The 13,152-nt window shown below is 38.8% G+C and carries 13 protein-coding genes and 1 other annotated feature; of the genes, 2 read left to right on the top strand and 11 right to left on the bottom strand.

Annotated features, from left to right (window positions below):
• On the bottom strand, positions 1-1,572 hold the full coding sequence (gene nadB, locus BK579_RS10680) for an L-aspartate oxidase (protein ID WP_078545369.1): 1,572 nt from the start codon (positions 1,570-1,572) through the stop codon (positions 1-3).
• A gap of 144 nt (positions 1,573-1,716) precedes the next feature.
• On the opposite strand from nadB, the gene BK579_RS10675 reads away from it, so the two are divergent.
• Positions 1,717-2,844 (top strand): IscS subfamily cysteine desulfurase, encoded by a 1,128-nt coding sequence (locus BK579_RS10675; protein ID WP_078545367.1) that lies wholly within the window; start codon positions 1,717-1,719, stop codon positions 2,842-2,844.
• Positions 2,845-2,861: 17 nt separating this feature from the next.
• Positions 2,862-3,398, top strand: coding sequence for a transcription repressor NadR (locus BK579_RS10670; RefSeq protein WP_078545365.1), 537 nt, complete (start codon positions 2,862-2,864; stop codon positions 3,396-3,398).
• Positions 3,399-3,855: 457 nt separating this feature from the next.
• On the opposite strand, the gene pheA is transcribed toward BK579_RS10670, so the two are convergent.
• The 10 genes from pheA to BK579_RS10620 all read right to left on the bottom strand — a co-directional run bounded on the left by pheA (position 3,856) and on the right by BK579_RS10620 (position 11,828).
• Entirely contained in the window at positions 3,856-4,710 is an 855-nt protein-coding gene (gene pheA / locus BK579_RS10665) for a prephenate dehydratase (RefSeq protein WP_078545363.1), read from the bottom strand.
• Between the two features lie 14 nt (positions 4,711-4,724).
• Positions 4,725-5,177, bottom strand: a complete 453-nt coding sequence (locus tag BK579_RS10660) for an ACT domain-containing protein (RefSeq protein WP_078545361.1) — start codon at positions 5,175-5,177, stop codon at positions 4,725-4,727.
• A 277-nt stretch (positions 5,178-5,454) separates the two neighbouring features.
• On the bottom strand, positions 5,455-6,744 hold the full coding sequence (gene obgE / locus BK579_RS10655) for a GTPase ObgE (RefSeq protein WP_078545359.1): 1,290 nt from the start codon (positions 6,742-6,744) through the stop codon (positions 5,455-5,457).
• Between the two features lie 49 nt (positions 6,745-6,793).
• Positions 6,794-7,330: a Spo0B C-terminal domain-containing protein gene (locus BK579_RS10650; protein ID WP_078545357.1), complete on the bottom strand. Its 537-nt coding sequence runs from the start codon at positions 7,328-7,330 to the stop codon at positions 6,794-6,796.
• A 205-nt stretch (positions 7,331-7,535) separates the two neighbouring features.
• The gene (gene rpmA, locus BK579_RS10645; protein WP_078545355.1) at positions 7,536-7,826 is read right to left on the bottom strand and encodes a 50S ribosomal protein L27; all 291 of its coding nucleotides are present in this window, start codon (positions 7,824-7,826) and stop codon (positions 7,536-7,538) included.
• A 16-nt stretch (positions 7,827-7,842) separates the two neighbouring features.
• The gene (locus BK579_RS10640) at positions 7,843-8,172 is read right to left on the bottom strand and encodes a ribosomal-processing cysteine protease Prp (RefSeq protein WP_078545353.1); all 330 of its coding nucleotides are present in this window, start codon (positions 8,170-8,172) and stop codon (positions 7,843-7,845) included.
• 10 nt (positions 8,173-8,182) lie between these two features.
• Positions 8,183-8,491: a 50S ribosomal protein L21 gene (gene rplU, locus BK579_RS10635; RefSeq protein ID WP_078545351.1), complete on the bottom strand. Its 309-nt coding sequence runs from the start codon at positions 8,489-8,491 to the stop codon at positions 8,183-8,185.
• Between the two features lie 16 nt (positions 8,492-8,507).
• Positions 8,508-8,593 (bottom strand) — a sequence feature (ribosomal protein L21 leader region).
• Between the two features lie 73 nt (positions 8,594-8,666).
• Positions 8,667-10,115 carry an Rne/Rng family ribonuclease gene (locus BK579_RS10630; protein WP_235848566.1) on the bottom strand — a complete coding sequence of 483 codons (1,449 nt, stop codon included), beginning with the start codon at positions 10,113-10,115 and terminating at the stop codon, positions 8,667-8,669.
• A 71-nt stretch (positions 10,116-10,186) separates the two neighbouring features.
• Complete coding sequence (locus BK579_RS10625; RefSeq protein ID WP_078545347.1) at positions 10,187-11,053, bottom strand: M50 family metallopeptidase; 867 nt, start codon at positions 11,051-11,053, stop codon at positions 10,187-10,189.
• The gene (locus BK579_RS10620) at positions 11,037-11,828 is read right to left on the bottom strand and encodes a M23 family metallopeptidase (RefSeq protein WP_078545345.1); all 792 of its coding nucleotides are present in this window, start codon (positions 11,826-11,828) and stop codon (positions 11,037-11,039) included. Before BK579_RS10620 ends, BK579_RS10625 begins: the two co-directional genes overlap by 17 nt.
• Positions 11,829-13,152 lie beyond the last annotated feature (1,324 nt).

Genomic DNA, 13,152 nt, shown 5'->3' with positions numbered 1-13,152 from the left:
TTATTTCACTCCTAACAGTGGTTCAACTAAAGAAATTAGTTCTTTATCCTTTTGTCTGACCACCTGTTTATTTTGCCAGTGTGTTTTACTTAATGGATAGTCGGTTCGATAATGTCCTCCTCTACTCTCCGTTCGAAGTAGGGCAGATGTCGCAATTAACCATCCATTGGATAACATATTAATCGTTTTGATTTGTTCCTTTGTTCCCTCTTTCAGAGATGTTGAGAGCCACCCTAAATGGAGATATTTCTCAAACCAATTTTTTACATATAAAAGACCTTTTCGATCACGTTCAATTCCAACAAAAGAGGTCATCATTTCCTGTATTTCGAATCTTGTAGGTAATTCAATATCGATTTTTTGATGAGCATATTCCGTTTTGGTTGAGCTTTGTATAGAAGTGACGCTTTTTTTACTAAGAATATAGTTTGCTAGATTTTCACCGAAGACAATTCCTTCTAATAAAGAATTACTCGCAAGACGGTTTGCTCCATGAACCCCCGTACACGCAACCTCTCCAACCGCATATAAGCCAGGTATACTCGTTTCGGAATGGAGGTTCGTTTTTACCCCGCCCATAATAAAATGGGCTCCTGGCGCAACAGGAATTAATCCAGCTGTAATATCAATACCTGCATCCTCACATAAAGCCGTAATTGTCGGGAAACGTTGCTTGAAATTTGAAATCATTGAGATATTTAAAAATACATCATTTCCTAAACTTCTTTCATGATGAATCGCCCTAGCAACAATATCTCTAGGTGCCAAATCTTTTTGCACATGAACATTTTCCATAATTTTTACACCATGGTTGTTCACAAGGAAAGCCCCTTCACCTCTAACTGCTTCCGATACTAGACCCTTAGATCCACCTTGTGTATATAACATCGTCGGATGAAATTGCATAAACTCAAGATCAGCAAGCTCCGCGCCTGCACGATAGGCCATACTAAAGCCGTCTCCAACAACAGTTTCGTTATTAGAAGACACCTTATATAAACTTCCACAACCACCTGTTGCTAAAATTACATGATTAGCATAATACTTCTTCACATGATCGTTATTATTAATTGTTTTTAGTCCGATGCACTTTCCATCATGGATGATTAAATCTATAGCCATTTCATTTTCGATAATATTCACTTGTTCCTGAAGCTGTTTAAACATAAACTGAACAAGTTCTTTTCCGGTTGCATCTCCACCAGCATGTAAAATTCGCCGACGATTATGTGCGCCTTCTTGACCTAAATGGAATTCTCCTTGTTCATTTCGATCAAACAGCATACCTTCATGAATCAGCTTTTTAACTGAGCATGTTCCATCTTTCACAAGCTTTTTCACTGCTTTTTGATCATTATGGTAACACCCAGCTACAACCGTGTCTCTGTAATGTTCCCTCCATACGTCATCTTTATCAATAACAGCAGCGATACCGCCTTGGGCAAGCATTGAATTACTATCTTCCACTTTAGACTTTGTGATAATCATCACATTTTTTTGTTTAGCAAGTTGCTTTGCAGCACTTAATGCAGCAATTCCGCTTCCAATAATTATAATATCAGCAAAAGGCATGATTCTACGCCTCCTATACTTTTAACTGTCTTGTCACCTATATTTACACATATCAACTTAAATGACAAGACTTTTTTCTTGCAAATAATCTGTTAAAATTTCTAATAGAGCTTAATGCCTTATTTTTAAATGGAGGAACAATCTATGATCTATTTAGATTACGCTGCAACGACGCCTATGAGTGAAGAAGCCATTCAGGTATACACTGAAGTAGCTAAAAATTGGTTCGGAAATACAAGCAGCTTACATGATATTGGGACAAACGCAAAAAGCTTACTTGAAAATTGTCGTAATGAACTAGCAGTATTGATCAATGCAAAAAAAGAAGGCATTTATTTTACAAGTGGTGGAACAGAGTCTAATATACTAGCTCTCGAATCACTAATTAAGGGGAATTCTGCAAAAGGAAATCATATTATTACAACTTCCACTGAACACTCTTCCTTACAACATTATTTTCAAAAGCTTGAAAGCGAAGGTTACGAGGTTACCTATCTTCCTGTAGATCAATTTGGAAGAGTGAATATAGAAGTTCTTGAAAATGCAATTCAACCAACGACGATCTTAGCATCTATACAGCATGCTAATTCTGAGATTGGAGTTGTTCAAGATATTATAGGGATTGGAGTTCTCTTAAAAAAATATAATATTTTATTACATTGTGATTGTGTCCAAACCTTTGGCAAGCTCCCTATTGATGTGGTAAAAATGAAGATAGATAGTTTGTCGATTTCTAGTCATAAAATTTATGGTCCAAAAGGAGTCGGTGCGGTTTATCTATCACCTAGTGTTAAATGGGTACCTTCTTTACCAAATACAACCCATGAAAATGGCTTTCGCCCAGGCACGATTAACCTTCCAGGAATTGCAGCCTTTGTCACTGCAGCACAACATCAATGTAATAGCTTGACAGTAAACCAAGACAAATTTCAATCATTACGAGCACAGCTAACCCAGGGATTACTACCTTTCATGAAAAAAATTGAAATCATTGAAAGCCCAAATCGACAATTACCTCATATCGTTGGCTTACGTACTTTAGGAATAGAAGGTCAGTATATGATGCTTGAATGTAATCGTCATGGGATTGCGATTTCCACAGGTAGCGCCTGTTCAGTCGGTCAACAAGCTCCTTCAAAAACAATGACAGCGATCGGTAAAACAGCTGAAGAAGCGAAACAATTTATACGTATATCCTTTGGCAGCTCAACTTCAGCAAAAGAGATTGATCACGTTATTTCCGTTTTTCATAAAATACTGGACAAAAAATAGAGAGAAGGTGACGTTATATGAAAGATAAAAAAATCTTAGGAGAAGAACGTCGTGAATTCATTTTAGAGCTATTAAAGAATGAAAGAGATCCTATTACAGGCGGAGATTTAGCTGCAAAAGCAAATGTAAGCCGTCAAATTATTGTTCAGGATATTTCTCTTCTTAAAGCAAGGAATGAACCAATTATTGCAACTAGTCAGGGATATATTTATCTTAAGCATCAAGGAAAAGAAGAAATCCACCAAAGGGTAATTGCTAGCTTCCATAAACCAAATCAGACAGTGGACGAGCTTTATCTGATTGTTGATAATGGGGTAACGATAAAGGATGTTATTATCGAGCATCCTGTGTACGGAGATTTGACTGCATCCATTATGGTTAGCAATCGAAAGGAAGTTGACCAGTTTATCGCAAAAATCGTTGAGACGAAGGCTGCCTATTTATCTTCGTTGACGGATGGAACTCATTTGCATACGTTAGAGGCAGATTCGATTGCAAAGCTTGATGCGGCTTGTGCGGCGCTTGCTAGGGCTGGGTATTTGATTGAGTCGTAGAATGTAAAAAAAAGTTATTTCCTATTCAAGGAGATAACTTTTTTTTTATAATTTCTTAGTGTGAAGGAATTCCATTCGCTACAGTTCACTCGCTTTCCCCAGGGTTAGAGCGTTCCAATCGCTGCAATCCACTCGCGGGATGCCACGGGGCGGTCCATGAGCCTCCTCGTCGCTTTTGGCTCCTTCGGGGTCTCATGTGACCGCTATATCCCGCAGGAGTCAAGTGGCTCTTTGCTCATTACACACTTAGTAATTACTTCATACAATTATTCATTCGTATGGTGCCTAGTTGTCATTAATATACTGGCCCATAATGAACTAATTTCAGAAGATGTGAGTTTAAATTCCTCTTTATCCAGCAAATCACCTCCCTTTAGTAATTTCTAATTAACTTGTTATTATCTTGAAGTACATTTTTTCCCATAAAAAAAAGACCTTCTACGGTCCTCTTTAGGTTTTAAAAATAAGGATAACTACCTAATACTTTAACTGAACAACCTAACGCTTCCAATTCAGCAATTGCACTGGGAATTAAAACCTCATCCATTTGTTGTTCGATATCGATGATGAAAAAATAATTACCTAATCCTGTTTTCATTGGTCTGGATTCAATTTTTGACAAATTAAGCTTACGCCATGCAAATGCTGAGAGTACTTGGTGTAGTGCTCCGGCTTGGTCGGATGGCAATGTAATCATCAAGGTAGTTTTATAGCCCTTATTCTCTAATCCGTCTACGATTAGTTGATGGTCTGCTTTATGAAGAACAACAAATCGCGTGTGATTATTGTCAAAATCATGAATATCGCGCTTCACAATTATTAATCCATATTCTTTTGCAGCAAGTTCATTCGCAATTGCTGCAACTGGTCGTTCACTATTCTGACTTACATATTCCGCAGCTGCCGCTGTTGATGTTACATACTCAATTTTGGCTTCTGGACATGTTTGATGCAAAAACTTATGACATTGTGCGATGGCATGTGGATGAGAATAAACTTTTTCTAGACTCGTCCAATCGTCTGCGTGGTTTGGGTGTACCATCAAATGTTGCTGAATCGGGACAGTCACTTCTCCAACAATTTGGAGTGGCTGTTCATGGATTAAGTAATCTAACGTTAAATTTACAGATCCTTCGATTGTATTTTCAAGCGGTACTACAGCTGCATCAACTTGATCTTCTTCTGCTGCATCAATACACGAAGGAATCGTATCATATGACTTACGAGTGCTGTTTGGAAAAAAGGTTTTAACTGCTTGCTCAGAAAATGTTGCTTTCGGTCCTAAATAACCAATTAATTTTAAATCCTTCAAAACTGATTCTCCCCCTATGCGCCTGTACCAAGGATGTCTACCTTATCTACAAATTCTAGACGTTTTAGTTTGGAAATCAGTTCGGTAATTTCCACAGACATACCCGAAGTATTTAGTGATAATGTAACATTAGCTTTTCCTCTTAGTGGTATCGTTTGGTGGATGGTGAGGACATTACAACCTACTTCAGCCACCACGGCTAACAACTGTGATAGTGTTCCTGAACGATCTTCTAAGTGAAAAAACAAACTAATGATTTGTTCCTTTACCATTGTATGAAAAGGAAAAACCGTATCACGGTATTTATAGAAGGCGCTTCGGCTTAAATCTACTTGCTGTGTGGCGATAGCGATTGATTCTGCTTTGCCACGTTCAATTAATTCTTTTGCCTCTAGTGTTTTTCGAATGGCTTCTGGTAAGACGTCTTCACGTACAAGATAAAATTTTTCATCTAGTTTTTTGGTCATGTTTCTCCCCACCCCTCAAGGTATATCTCTTTTTGTCTATATGACATACCCATCCAAACTCTTATCTTTAATATATTGTCTACTCTGAAAATAACTAGTTGAGCGAGTTCCATTCGCTGCGATCCACCTGCTTTCCGCGGGGCGATCCGGGAGCCTCCTCGTCGCCTATGGCTCCTGTGGGGTCTCCCGAAACCGCTATATCCCGCAGGAGTCAGGTGACTCTCCGCTCATTCCAACTATGTTAATACTTTTCATCCTTCATGGTGCGAATATTTTTTTACTCAACAAATTCAAATTCAAATTCCATTAATCTAACTGTGTCGCCATGTTTTGCTCCGCGTTCGCGTAGTGCGTCGTCAATTCCCATGCCGCGCATTTGTCTTGAGAATCTACGGATTGATTCTTCACGTTCTAAGTTGGTCATTTTGAATAGCTTTTCAATTTTATCTCCGGAGATTACCCACGCTCCATCTGGGTCTCTAGAAAGTTCAAAGTCATTTTCCGCTTTTTCATGACGATAAACAACACGCTTGTCTGATACTTCTTCTTCGATTTCCATAGGGAATTCTGGTGTTGTTTCAATTAAATCAGCAACTGTAAATAATAAGTCTCTAACCCCTTGACGTGTTACTGCTGAGATTGGGAAAATTCTTACATCATCATTATTAAGCTTCTCTTTAAATGCTTCAAGATTTTCCTCGGCATCAGGCATGTCCATTTTGTTAGCAACAACAATTTGTGGTCTTTCAGTTAACCGAAGATTATACTCTTTTAATTCTTCATTAATTGTTAGGTAATCTTCATATGGATCGCGTCCTTCTAATGCAGACATATCGATCACATGGACGATAACACGTGTGCGCTCAATATGACGAAGGAATTGGTGTCCTAAACCTACTCCTTGATGTGCCCCTTCAATCAGTCCAGGCAAATCAGCCATAACAAAGCTACGACCATCTTCAGTTTCCACTACTCCAAGGTTTGGAACGATGGTTGTAAAGTGATATTCACCGATTTTTGGTTTTGCAGATGAAACCACTGATAAAAGCGTTGATTTTCCAACACTCGGGAAGCCAACTAAACCAACATCAGCTAAAACCTTTAGCTCTAATTGAATATCGCGCTCTTGTCCTGGTTCACCATTTTCGGCAATTTCAGGAGCAGGGTTAGCTGGTGTAGCAAAACGAGAATTTCCTCGACCACCACGACCACCTTTAGCAATGATTGCTCTCTGACCATGTTGAGTCAAATCAGCAATAACCTCACCCGTATTCACATCTGATACCACGGTTCCAGGTGGAACTTTAACAATCATCGGCTCAGCATTTTTCCCATGCTGATTTTTAGACATTCCATGTTCTCCACGTTTTGCCTTAAAATGACGTTGATAACGGAAGTCCATTAATGTACGTAGTCCTTCTTCTACTTCAAAGATGACGTCAGCACCTTTACCACCGTCTCCACCTGCTGGACCACCCATTGGCACATATTTCTCACGACGATAGGCTACAATTCCGTTACCACCGTCTCCACCTTTTACAAACACTTTGACTTGATCGACAAACATTTGATTCCCTCCGGTCTTATAAGCCTAAAACTTGGCTTTTGTTCAAAGATTACTTAACTAAACGAACACTTACTGTTAATTCATGGGTATGTACACTACAATCAATGAGCTCAATGTTCTTTAGTGTTTTCTTTTTGAGTGATTGGGTAATCACTTCTGTATTCTCTATTATTCCACTAAAATCAAAAAGAAAACGAGTTTCTTCCTCGAACAATTCAACCGAAACAAATAAATGATTTTCACCGTTTGCGTCAACGTGTTTCTCAAGCAATGAGAAAAACTGTTCACACCACTCAGTTAGGGACTGATCATACTCTGATAAGTTTATCAATTCTCCTAAGACTTCAAACTCAATTGTAAATTTATGCTGTTCCCAATTATATGTCATCAAAAAAGCAGCTAATGAAGGAAGCTGCAAATTCGTCAGTTTCGTTTCATTTTGTGTTTCTATTACAATTTCCTCTATAATTTCCTTCACACGATCTAATCTTTCAAGAGCAATATTGCCCTTGATTAACTGAATTTTATTTAACCAATCGTGCCTGGAGTGTTTTAAAATCTCAACAGTATTCCAATCCTTTTTCATCACGTAACTCCTATATAAGAAAGTTTCACCGATTTTCTTATTGTCCTTTTATAGGTTTATTTTCATTCTGATATGTATGTAGTATGTTTATATACTTACTTAGAATTTCTAAGTTTTCCCCATGAAAATTATAACAGACCTTTTGCTAAAATACGACAACAAAAAGAAAACTCTAACCTTAGCGGCTAGAGTTTTCTAGGAAGTATTAAGCTTCTTGAGCAACTGGTACGATGCTTACTTGCTTACGGTCACGACCTAAACGCTCAAATTTAACAACACCGTCAACTTTTGCGAATAGAGTATCGTCTCCACCACGGCCTACGTTCTCACCTGGATAAATTTTTGTACCGCGTTGACGGTAAAGAATTGATCCACCTGAAACGAATTGACCATCAGCACGTTTTGCACCAAGACGTTTCGAGATTGAATCACGACCGTTTTTAGTACTACCTACCCCTTTTTTAGAAGCGAAGAACTGAAGATCTAATCTTAACATTAGTTTGCACCTCCTGTTATTTAGTAATTTTTATATGCTGTCCATAATCTTTTTCAATTGTTTCTAACGATATTAACATACCTTCAAGAAGCAATTGTACTTTCTCTTCAATCTCTTGTGCTAATCCGTTAGGAATCACACAGCGGAGAAAGCCACCATTACCACCTTGCTCAATCTCAGGAACAACATTTGTTAGCGCGACTATTGCATTAACCGTTCCAATGGAAACAGCTGACGCACCTGCACAAACAATATCTTGACCTCGCTTCGCAAAGTTAGCATGTCCACTCATCGTAAATGAATCGATAGAACCATGCTCTGAACGTGTAATCGTTACTTTAATCATCCGTTAACCCTTAAGCGTTGATCTTTTCGATAACAACTTTAGTGTATGGTTGACGGTGACCTTGCTTTTTACGGTAGTTCTTTTTAGCTTTATATTTGAAAACAACGATCTTCTTAGCGCGACCTTGTTTTTCAACTTTAGCTGTTACAGAAGCACCTTCAACAGTTGGGCTACCAACTTTCACGTTTTCGCCACCAACGAATAATACTTTGTCAAAAGTAACTGTTTCACCAGCTTCTCCGTTCAATTTCTCAACGTAGATTGCTTGGCCTTCTTCAACCTTGATTTGCTTACCACCAGTTTCAATAATTGCGTACATAATTGCACCTCCTATAATTTGGACTAAGACTCGCCATCGGCAGGTGCTTTAGCATTTTACTACTAAAATCTTAATACCTGGTCTGTGCGGTTGTAGCAAGGGTGCTACAAACAATAACATAAGAATATTATCATAATCGTGAGTCTAGTGTCAATAAAAATTTAAAAATAGATACCTATTCTACTCGATTCTGCACTTCCTGGACTGAACCGAGATGACGAATATGATAACCACGCTCTCCATTATATCGTTCTGTGATAAAAATAGAAAGAGATAATTTTTCTTCTAAGGGTTTTCGCTTCTTTTTATCAATGAATTCTCGTAATTCAGGAGTAACTTCAATCCATGCAGCTTCATAATCACTGCCATGATACTCCAGTAATTGCCTTTCCATTTGATAGTACATACTTTCAATACTAAGGCTTTTTCCTGTTCCGTTACATAAATAACACGGTGACTGCAGAATCTCTGACAAACTTTGGTTTGTTTTTTGTCTCGTAATTTCAAGGATACCTAAAGCGGTAAATCCAAGAACTCTCACTAACAGGCGATCTTTTTTAGCTACTTCTTTAAATGAATCAATTACCTTTTGTTGGTCTTTTACATTTTTCATATCGATGAAATCAACTAAAACTATTCCACCAATATTTCTGAGCCGAAGTTGACGAGCAATTTCCTTTGCTGCTTCAATATTTGTTAAAAGAGCAGTATCTCGTTGGCTAGTTTCCGCCTTGAATTTACCAGAATTTACATCAATGACCGTACAAGCTTCTGTTTTTTCAATAATAATATAAGAACCATTTTTACAAGTAACTTTTTTATGTAATGCTTTTTCAAGCTCAAGATCGATTCCATATGACGTAAAAATATTTTCTTTCCTTTGATATCGCTGTATTTTATCAGGATATTCTCGTTTAAGTTCTTGAAAGATTTCAAAATCATCAACAATGAGTTCGGTAATTTTTTCCATATTTTCATCCTGAAGAAGCCTCCGAACCATCGATAAGGCTTCAAACACAATTCCAGGCTTATTTCTTTCTCTCTGTCTAGTAACGATTTCTTCAGCTGTAGCTCTAAGTTGTGTTAACTCCTGAAGCACAATCTCATCGTGTTGATTTTCACAGGATGTTCGAAAAATAACTCCTTCTTCCTCATTACAAACTTGCTCACCAAATCGTCTCCACTTTTCTCGTTCCTCTTCAGTACGCATTTTTTTACTAACAGAAAGCTGTTTGCCTTTTGGCATATAAACAAGGTGACTTCCGGAAAGTTCAACCATTTCAGTTAGTCTTGGCCCTTTGCCTCCGACCCCTTCTTTCACAACTTGAACTAAGATCTCTTGACCTTGAGAAGCAAAGGAAGAAACACTTTTGTCTTTCTTTTGCTCTTTAGTTAAAGGTGAAAGATGATACGATACTAATTGATCTCGATGGAGATAGCCGTTTTTTCCTGTGCCGATGTCCACAAATACCGCTTGCATTCCAGGTATAACATCCGTTATTCTTCCAACATAAATGTCCCCAATATGTTCTCTGGTCCCAGGCTGAGCAATTTTAATTTCTACAACTTGTTCTTCTTCGATAATAGCAAGTCTCTTTTCAGTAGACGTGCAATTCACTATCATTTTTCTCACTATGTAAAGCCTCACTTTGACGTAACTTGATGCTATCAATTTACCGATTTTCTCAGGCTACGTCAATATGAATAAAATACTTCTCCAACCGTTTCAGTGGTCTTTTTTTCTGAAAAATATGCATATAATAGTTCATTTTCATCAATCGGAAGTTGCTTTTTTCCATTCTTATAAATAACGATCGGATGCTTATACCCTCTTTGAAATAACCATAAAATATCTTGAATTTTATCCTTCTCATCTACCTCTAAGGGCTTCAGCATTAAAATGTTGTTCCGTTTTCCGTAATATCTTTCTAGCAAAAATCGCATTAACACATAATGTCGATTTTTCCATTCGTCAAACACTGAATAAATGAGAAAAACAACAATGATCCATAAATTTAATTGCATTGGATTGATGATGATTAACCCAATTAAAAATAAAGCAATCGCTGTACAGGAAGATAAAAGCATCATTTTATGAGATTGAAAGAATGGCAGCTTCCATGAAAATAAAGCAAATAACAGTTTTCCACCATCTAATGGCCAAATTGGGAGCAGATTAAAACAAAAAATCATCATATTTTGGAAGACAAAAAGATCAAATGTTGATTGGGAAATGAATGAGATCGAATAGAGCAGATAGGCAACCGCAACCATCCAAATGTGTTGAATAGGTCCAGCAATTGTCACCAGAATTTCCTCTTTTAACGGGCGATTTCCATGCTCCTCCATCTCAGCCATGCCCCCAAAGGGAAGGAGAAGAATACGTTTTATTCTCCATGAAAAAAAATGGGCACAAAGCGCGTGACCCATTTCATGGACAAATACAATGACGAACAGTAGAAGAAGTTCTCTAAAATGGGCAGTAACAATTGCAAGTCCTATTAGTCCCCATAATAATGGATGAATATGAATTTTTGAAAATAGCTTAATCAAGGCTATCAAACTGTATCACCTGAATCGGATCGATAAATGTATTACCTTGCTTGATGGCAAAATAAAACATTCCTTTCTCATTTTCCGTATCTGTAACCTTACCTACCTCATCCCCTACCTTGACATACGTATAAAGTGGGACTGCAATCGATTCTAAGTTGCCATACCAGGTTTGACTACCATCTGCATGCTGGATCATGACTGTTTTCCCAGTGTCTTCCCTTGTGCCAGCAAACATAACAGTTCCACTATCCATCACTTTTACAGAAGAATTACTTCCAGTTTCAACCATGATGCCTTGACCATTTTTCTCAAAGCTCTCAAGTACTCTACCTGTTGCTGGTACTGCATATTGAGGGACATTTGCGACCTCAGACTCCGTCTCTTTTTCCTTTTCGGTCGGGAACAATGCTAATGGATTTCCGAATTGTTCCTCATACCATTCTGATACGGCTGTAAATTGAAAATCATTTTGCATCGTTTCTGATACAAAGGTCCGTGCCGGGTCAAACTGAGCTGATCCATTTTTAAATAAGATAGCAACAACTAATACAAGACAAACCGAAACAAGAATTTTGAACATGAAGACTTCTTTTCGGAAAAGTGGATGTCCGCCCTCTCCTGGACCTCCATCATAAGATGAAAAGGAATCATGACCATATTTCTCTTCCTCATTCATTAGAAAAGGAGTTGGTCCTCTTCTGTTTGGTGAGGGAGAACTTGGAAGTCGTTCTCGTTTTCTTTTGGCTATTCGTTTTCTAATTTCATTCGCGCGATGACTCATAATACACCATTCCCTTAAACGAAGTTTGTACAAGTTTATGACTTGTCCTTAAGGGATATGACTATTTGTCGTAGATTAATTGGTTATTTATTAGATAGGTTTAATAAAAAAACTCCGCAAAGAGTTCCATTCACTTGGGACACAAACTGAGTAAACTTTCCATTCACTGCGATCCACGCCCTTTCCGCGTGCCATGTGGTGAGCCTCGCAGAAAGCAAGTGGATTGCAGCGAATGGAACTCCGCTAACTTTGTATTCTTAGGGTAGACATCTATGCTAATGAAATATTCGCACCATGGAGGATGAAAAATTATACTTAGCTTAGTGTCTAGCTCCAGGCGCTATCGGCTCGGGGTCATAAGTCAATCCGGCAAGAAGGTTAAAAAGCACAACCTTCTGGCCGGCTCGTCTTATGCCTGTCGCCGATGAACGAGCGCCTTCAGCATTTCTATTTTCAGGGTAGACATCCATGCGAATGAGAATTTACACCATGGCGTATGAAAATAGTGGATTCACCTAGTGTGGAATGAGCGGAGAGCCACTTGACTCCTGCGGGATCCAGTGGTCTCGTGAGACCCCACAGGAGCTCAGAAGCGACGAGGAGGCTCACGGGCCACCCCGCGGAAAGCAAGTGGATCGCAGCTCATGGAACTCTACATCATTAGGTATTTTCAGGGTAGACATCTACGCTAATTTAATTCGCACCATGGGGGATGAAAAAACTTTATACTTAGCGTAGTGTCTAGCTCCAGGCGCTATCGGCTCTCAGGTCTAAGTCAATCCTGCTAGAAGGTTAAAGAGCAACCTTCTAGCCGGCTTGTCTTATGCCTGTCGCCGATGAACGAGCGCCTTCTGCATTTCTTTTTTCAGGGTAGACATCCATGCTAAATAAGTATTTCGCACCATGGAGTATGAAAAAATGTTTCCTCCTCAGTGTGGAATGAGCGGAGAGCCACTTGACTCCTGCGGGATCCAGTGGTCTCGTGAGACCCCGCAGAAGCCCGCCCCTGGCGACGAGGAGGCTCACGGACCACCCCGCGGAAAGCAAGTGGATCGCAGCTCATGGAACTCCGCTAACTTTGTATTCTTAGGGTAGACATCTATGCTAATGAAATATTCGCACCATGGAGGATGAAAAATTATACTTAGCTTAGTGTCTAGCTCCAGGCTATCGGCTCTCAGGTCTAAGTCAATCCATCTAGAAGGTTAAAGAGCAACCTTCCAGCCGGCTTGCCTTATGCCTGTCGCCGATGAACGAGTGCCTTCCGCTTTTCTTTTTTCAGGGTAGACATCATAAACAAAAAAGAACCTTCTATGTATTAGAA

The organism is Litchfieldia alkalitelluris (assembly GCF_002019645.1).
GTDB classification, from domain to species: Bacteria; Bacillota; Bacilli; order Bacillales; family Bacillaceae_L; genus Litchfieldia; species Litchfieldia alkalitelluris.
This window is presented reverse-complemented; position numbering and strand designations above follow the sequence as displayed.

Excerpts from the sequence above, each read along its gene's own strand:
- nadB (WP_078545369.1), bottom strand. The coding sequence starts at position 1,572 with ATGCCTTTTGCTGATATTATAATTATTGGAAGCGGAATTGCTGCATTA.
- BK579_RS10675 (WP_078545367.1), top strand. The coding sequence starts at position 1,717 with ATGATCTATTTAGATTACGCTGCAACGACGCCTATGAGTGAAGAAGCC.
- BK579_RS10670 (WP_078545365.1), top strand. The coding sequence starts at position 2,862 with ATGAAAGATAAAAAAATCTTAGGAGAAGAACGTCGTGAATTCATTTTA.
- BK579_RS10660 (WP_078545361.1), bottom strand. The coding sequence starts at position 5,177 with ATGACCAAAAAACTAGATGAAAAATTTTATCTTGTACGTGAAGACGTC.
- obgE (WP_078545359.1), bottom strand. The coding sequence starts at position 6,744 with ATGTTTGTCGATCAAGTCAAAGTGTTTGTAAAAGGTGGAGACGGTGGT.
- BK579_RS10650 (WP_078545357.1), bottom strand. The coding sequence starts at position 7,330 with ATGAAAAAGGATTGGAATACTGTTGAGATTTTAAAACACTCCAGGCAC.
- rpmA (WP_078545355.1), bottom strand. The coding sequence starts at position 7,826 with ATGTTAAGATTAGATCTTCAGTTCTTCGCTTCTAAAAAAGGGGTAGGT.
- BK579_RS10640 (WP_078545353.1), bottom strand. The coding sequence starts at position 8,172 with ATGATTAAAGTAACGATTACACGTTCAGAGCATGGTTCTATCGATTCA.
- rplU (WP_078545351.1), bottom strand. The coding sequence starts at position 8,491 with ATGTACGCAATTATTGAAACTGGTGGTAAGCAAATCAAGGTTGAAGAA.
- BK579_RS10630 (WP_235848566.1), bottom strand. The coding sequence starts at position 10,115 with ATGATAGTGAATTGCACGTCTACTGAAAAGAGACTTGCTATTATCGAA.
- BK579_RS10620 (WP_078545345.1), bottom strand. The coding sequence starts at position 11,828 with ATGAGTCATCGCGCGAATGAAATTAGAAAACGAATAGCCAAAAGAAAA.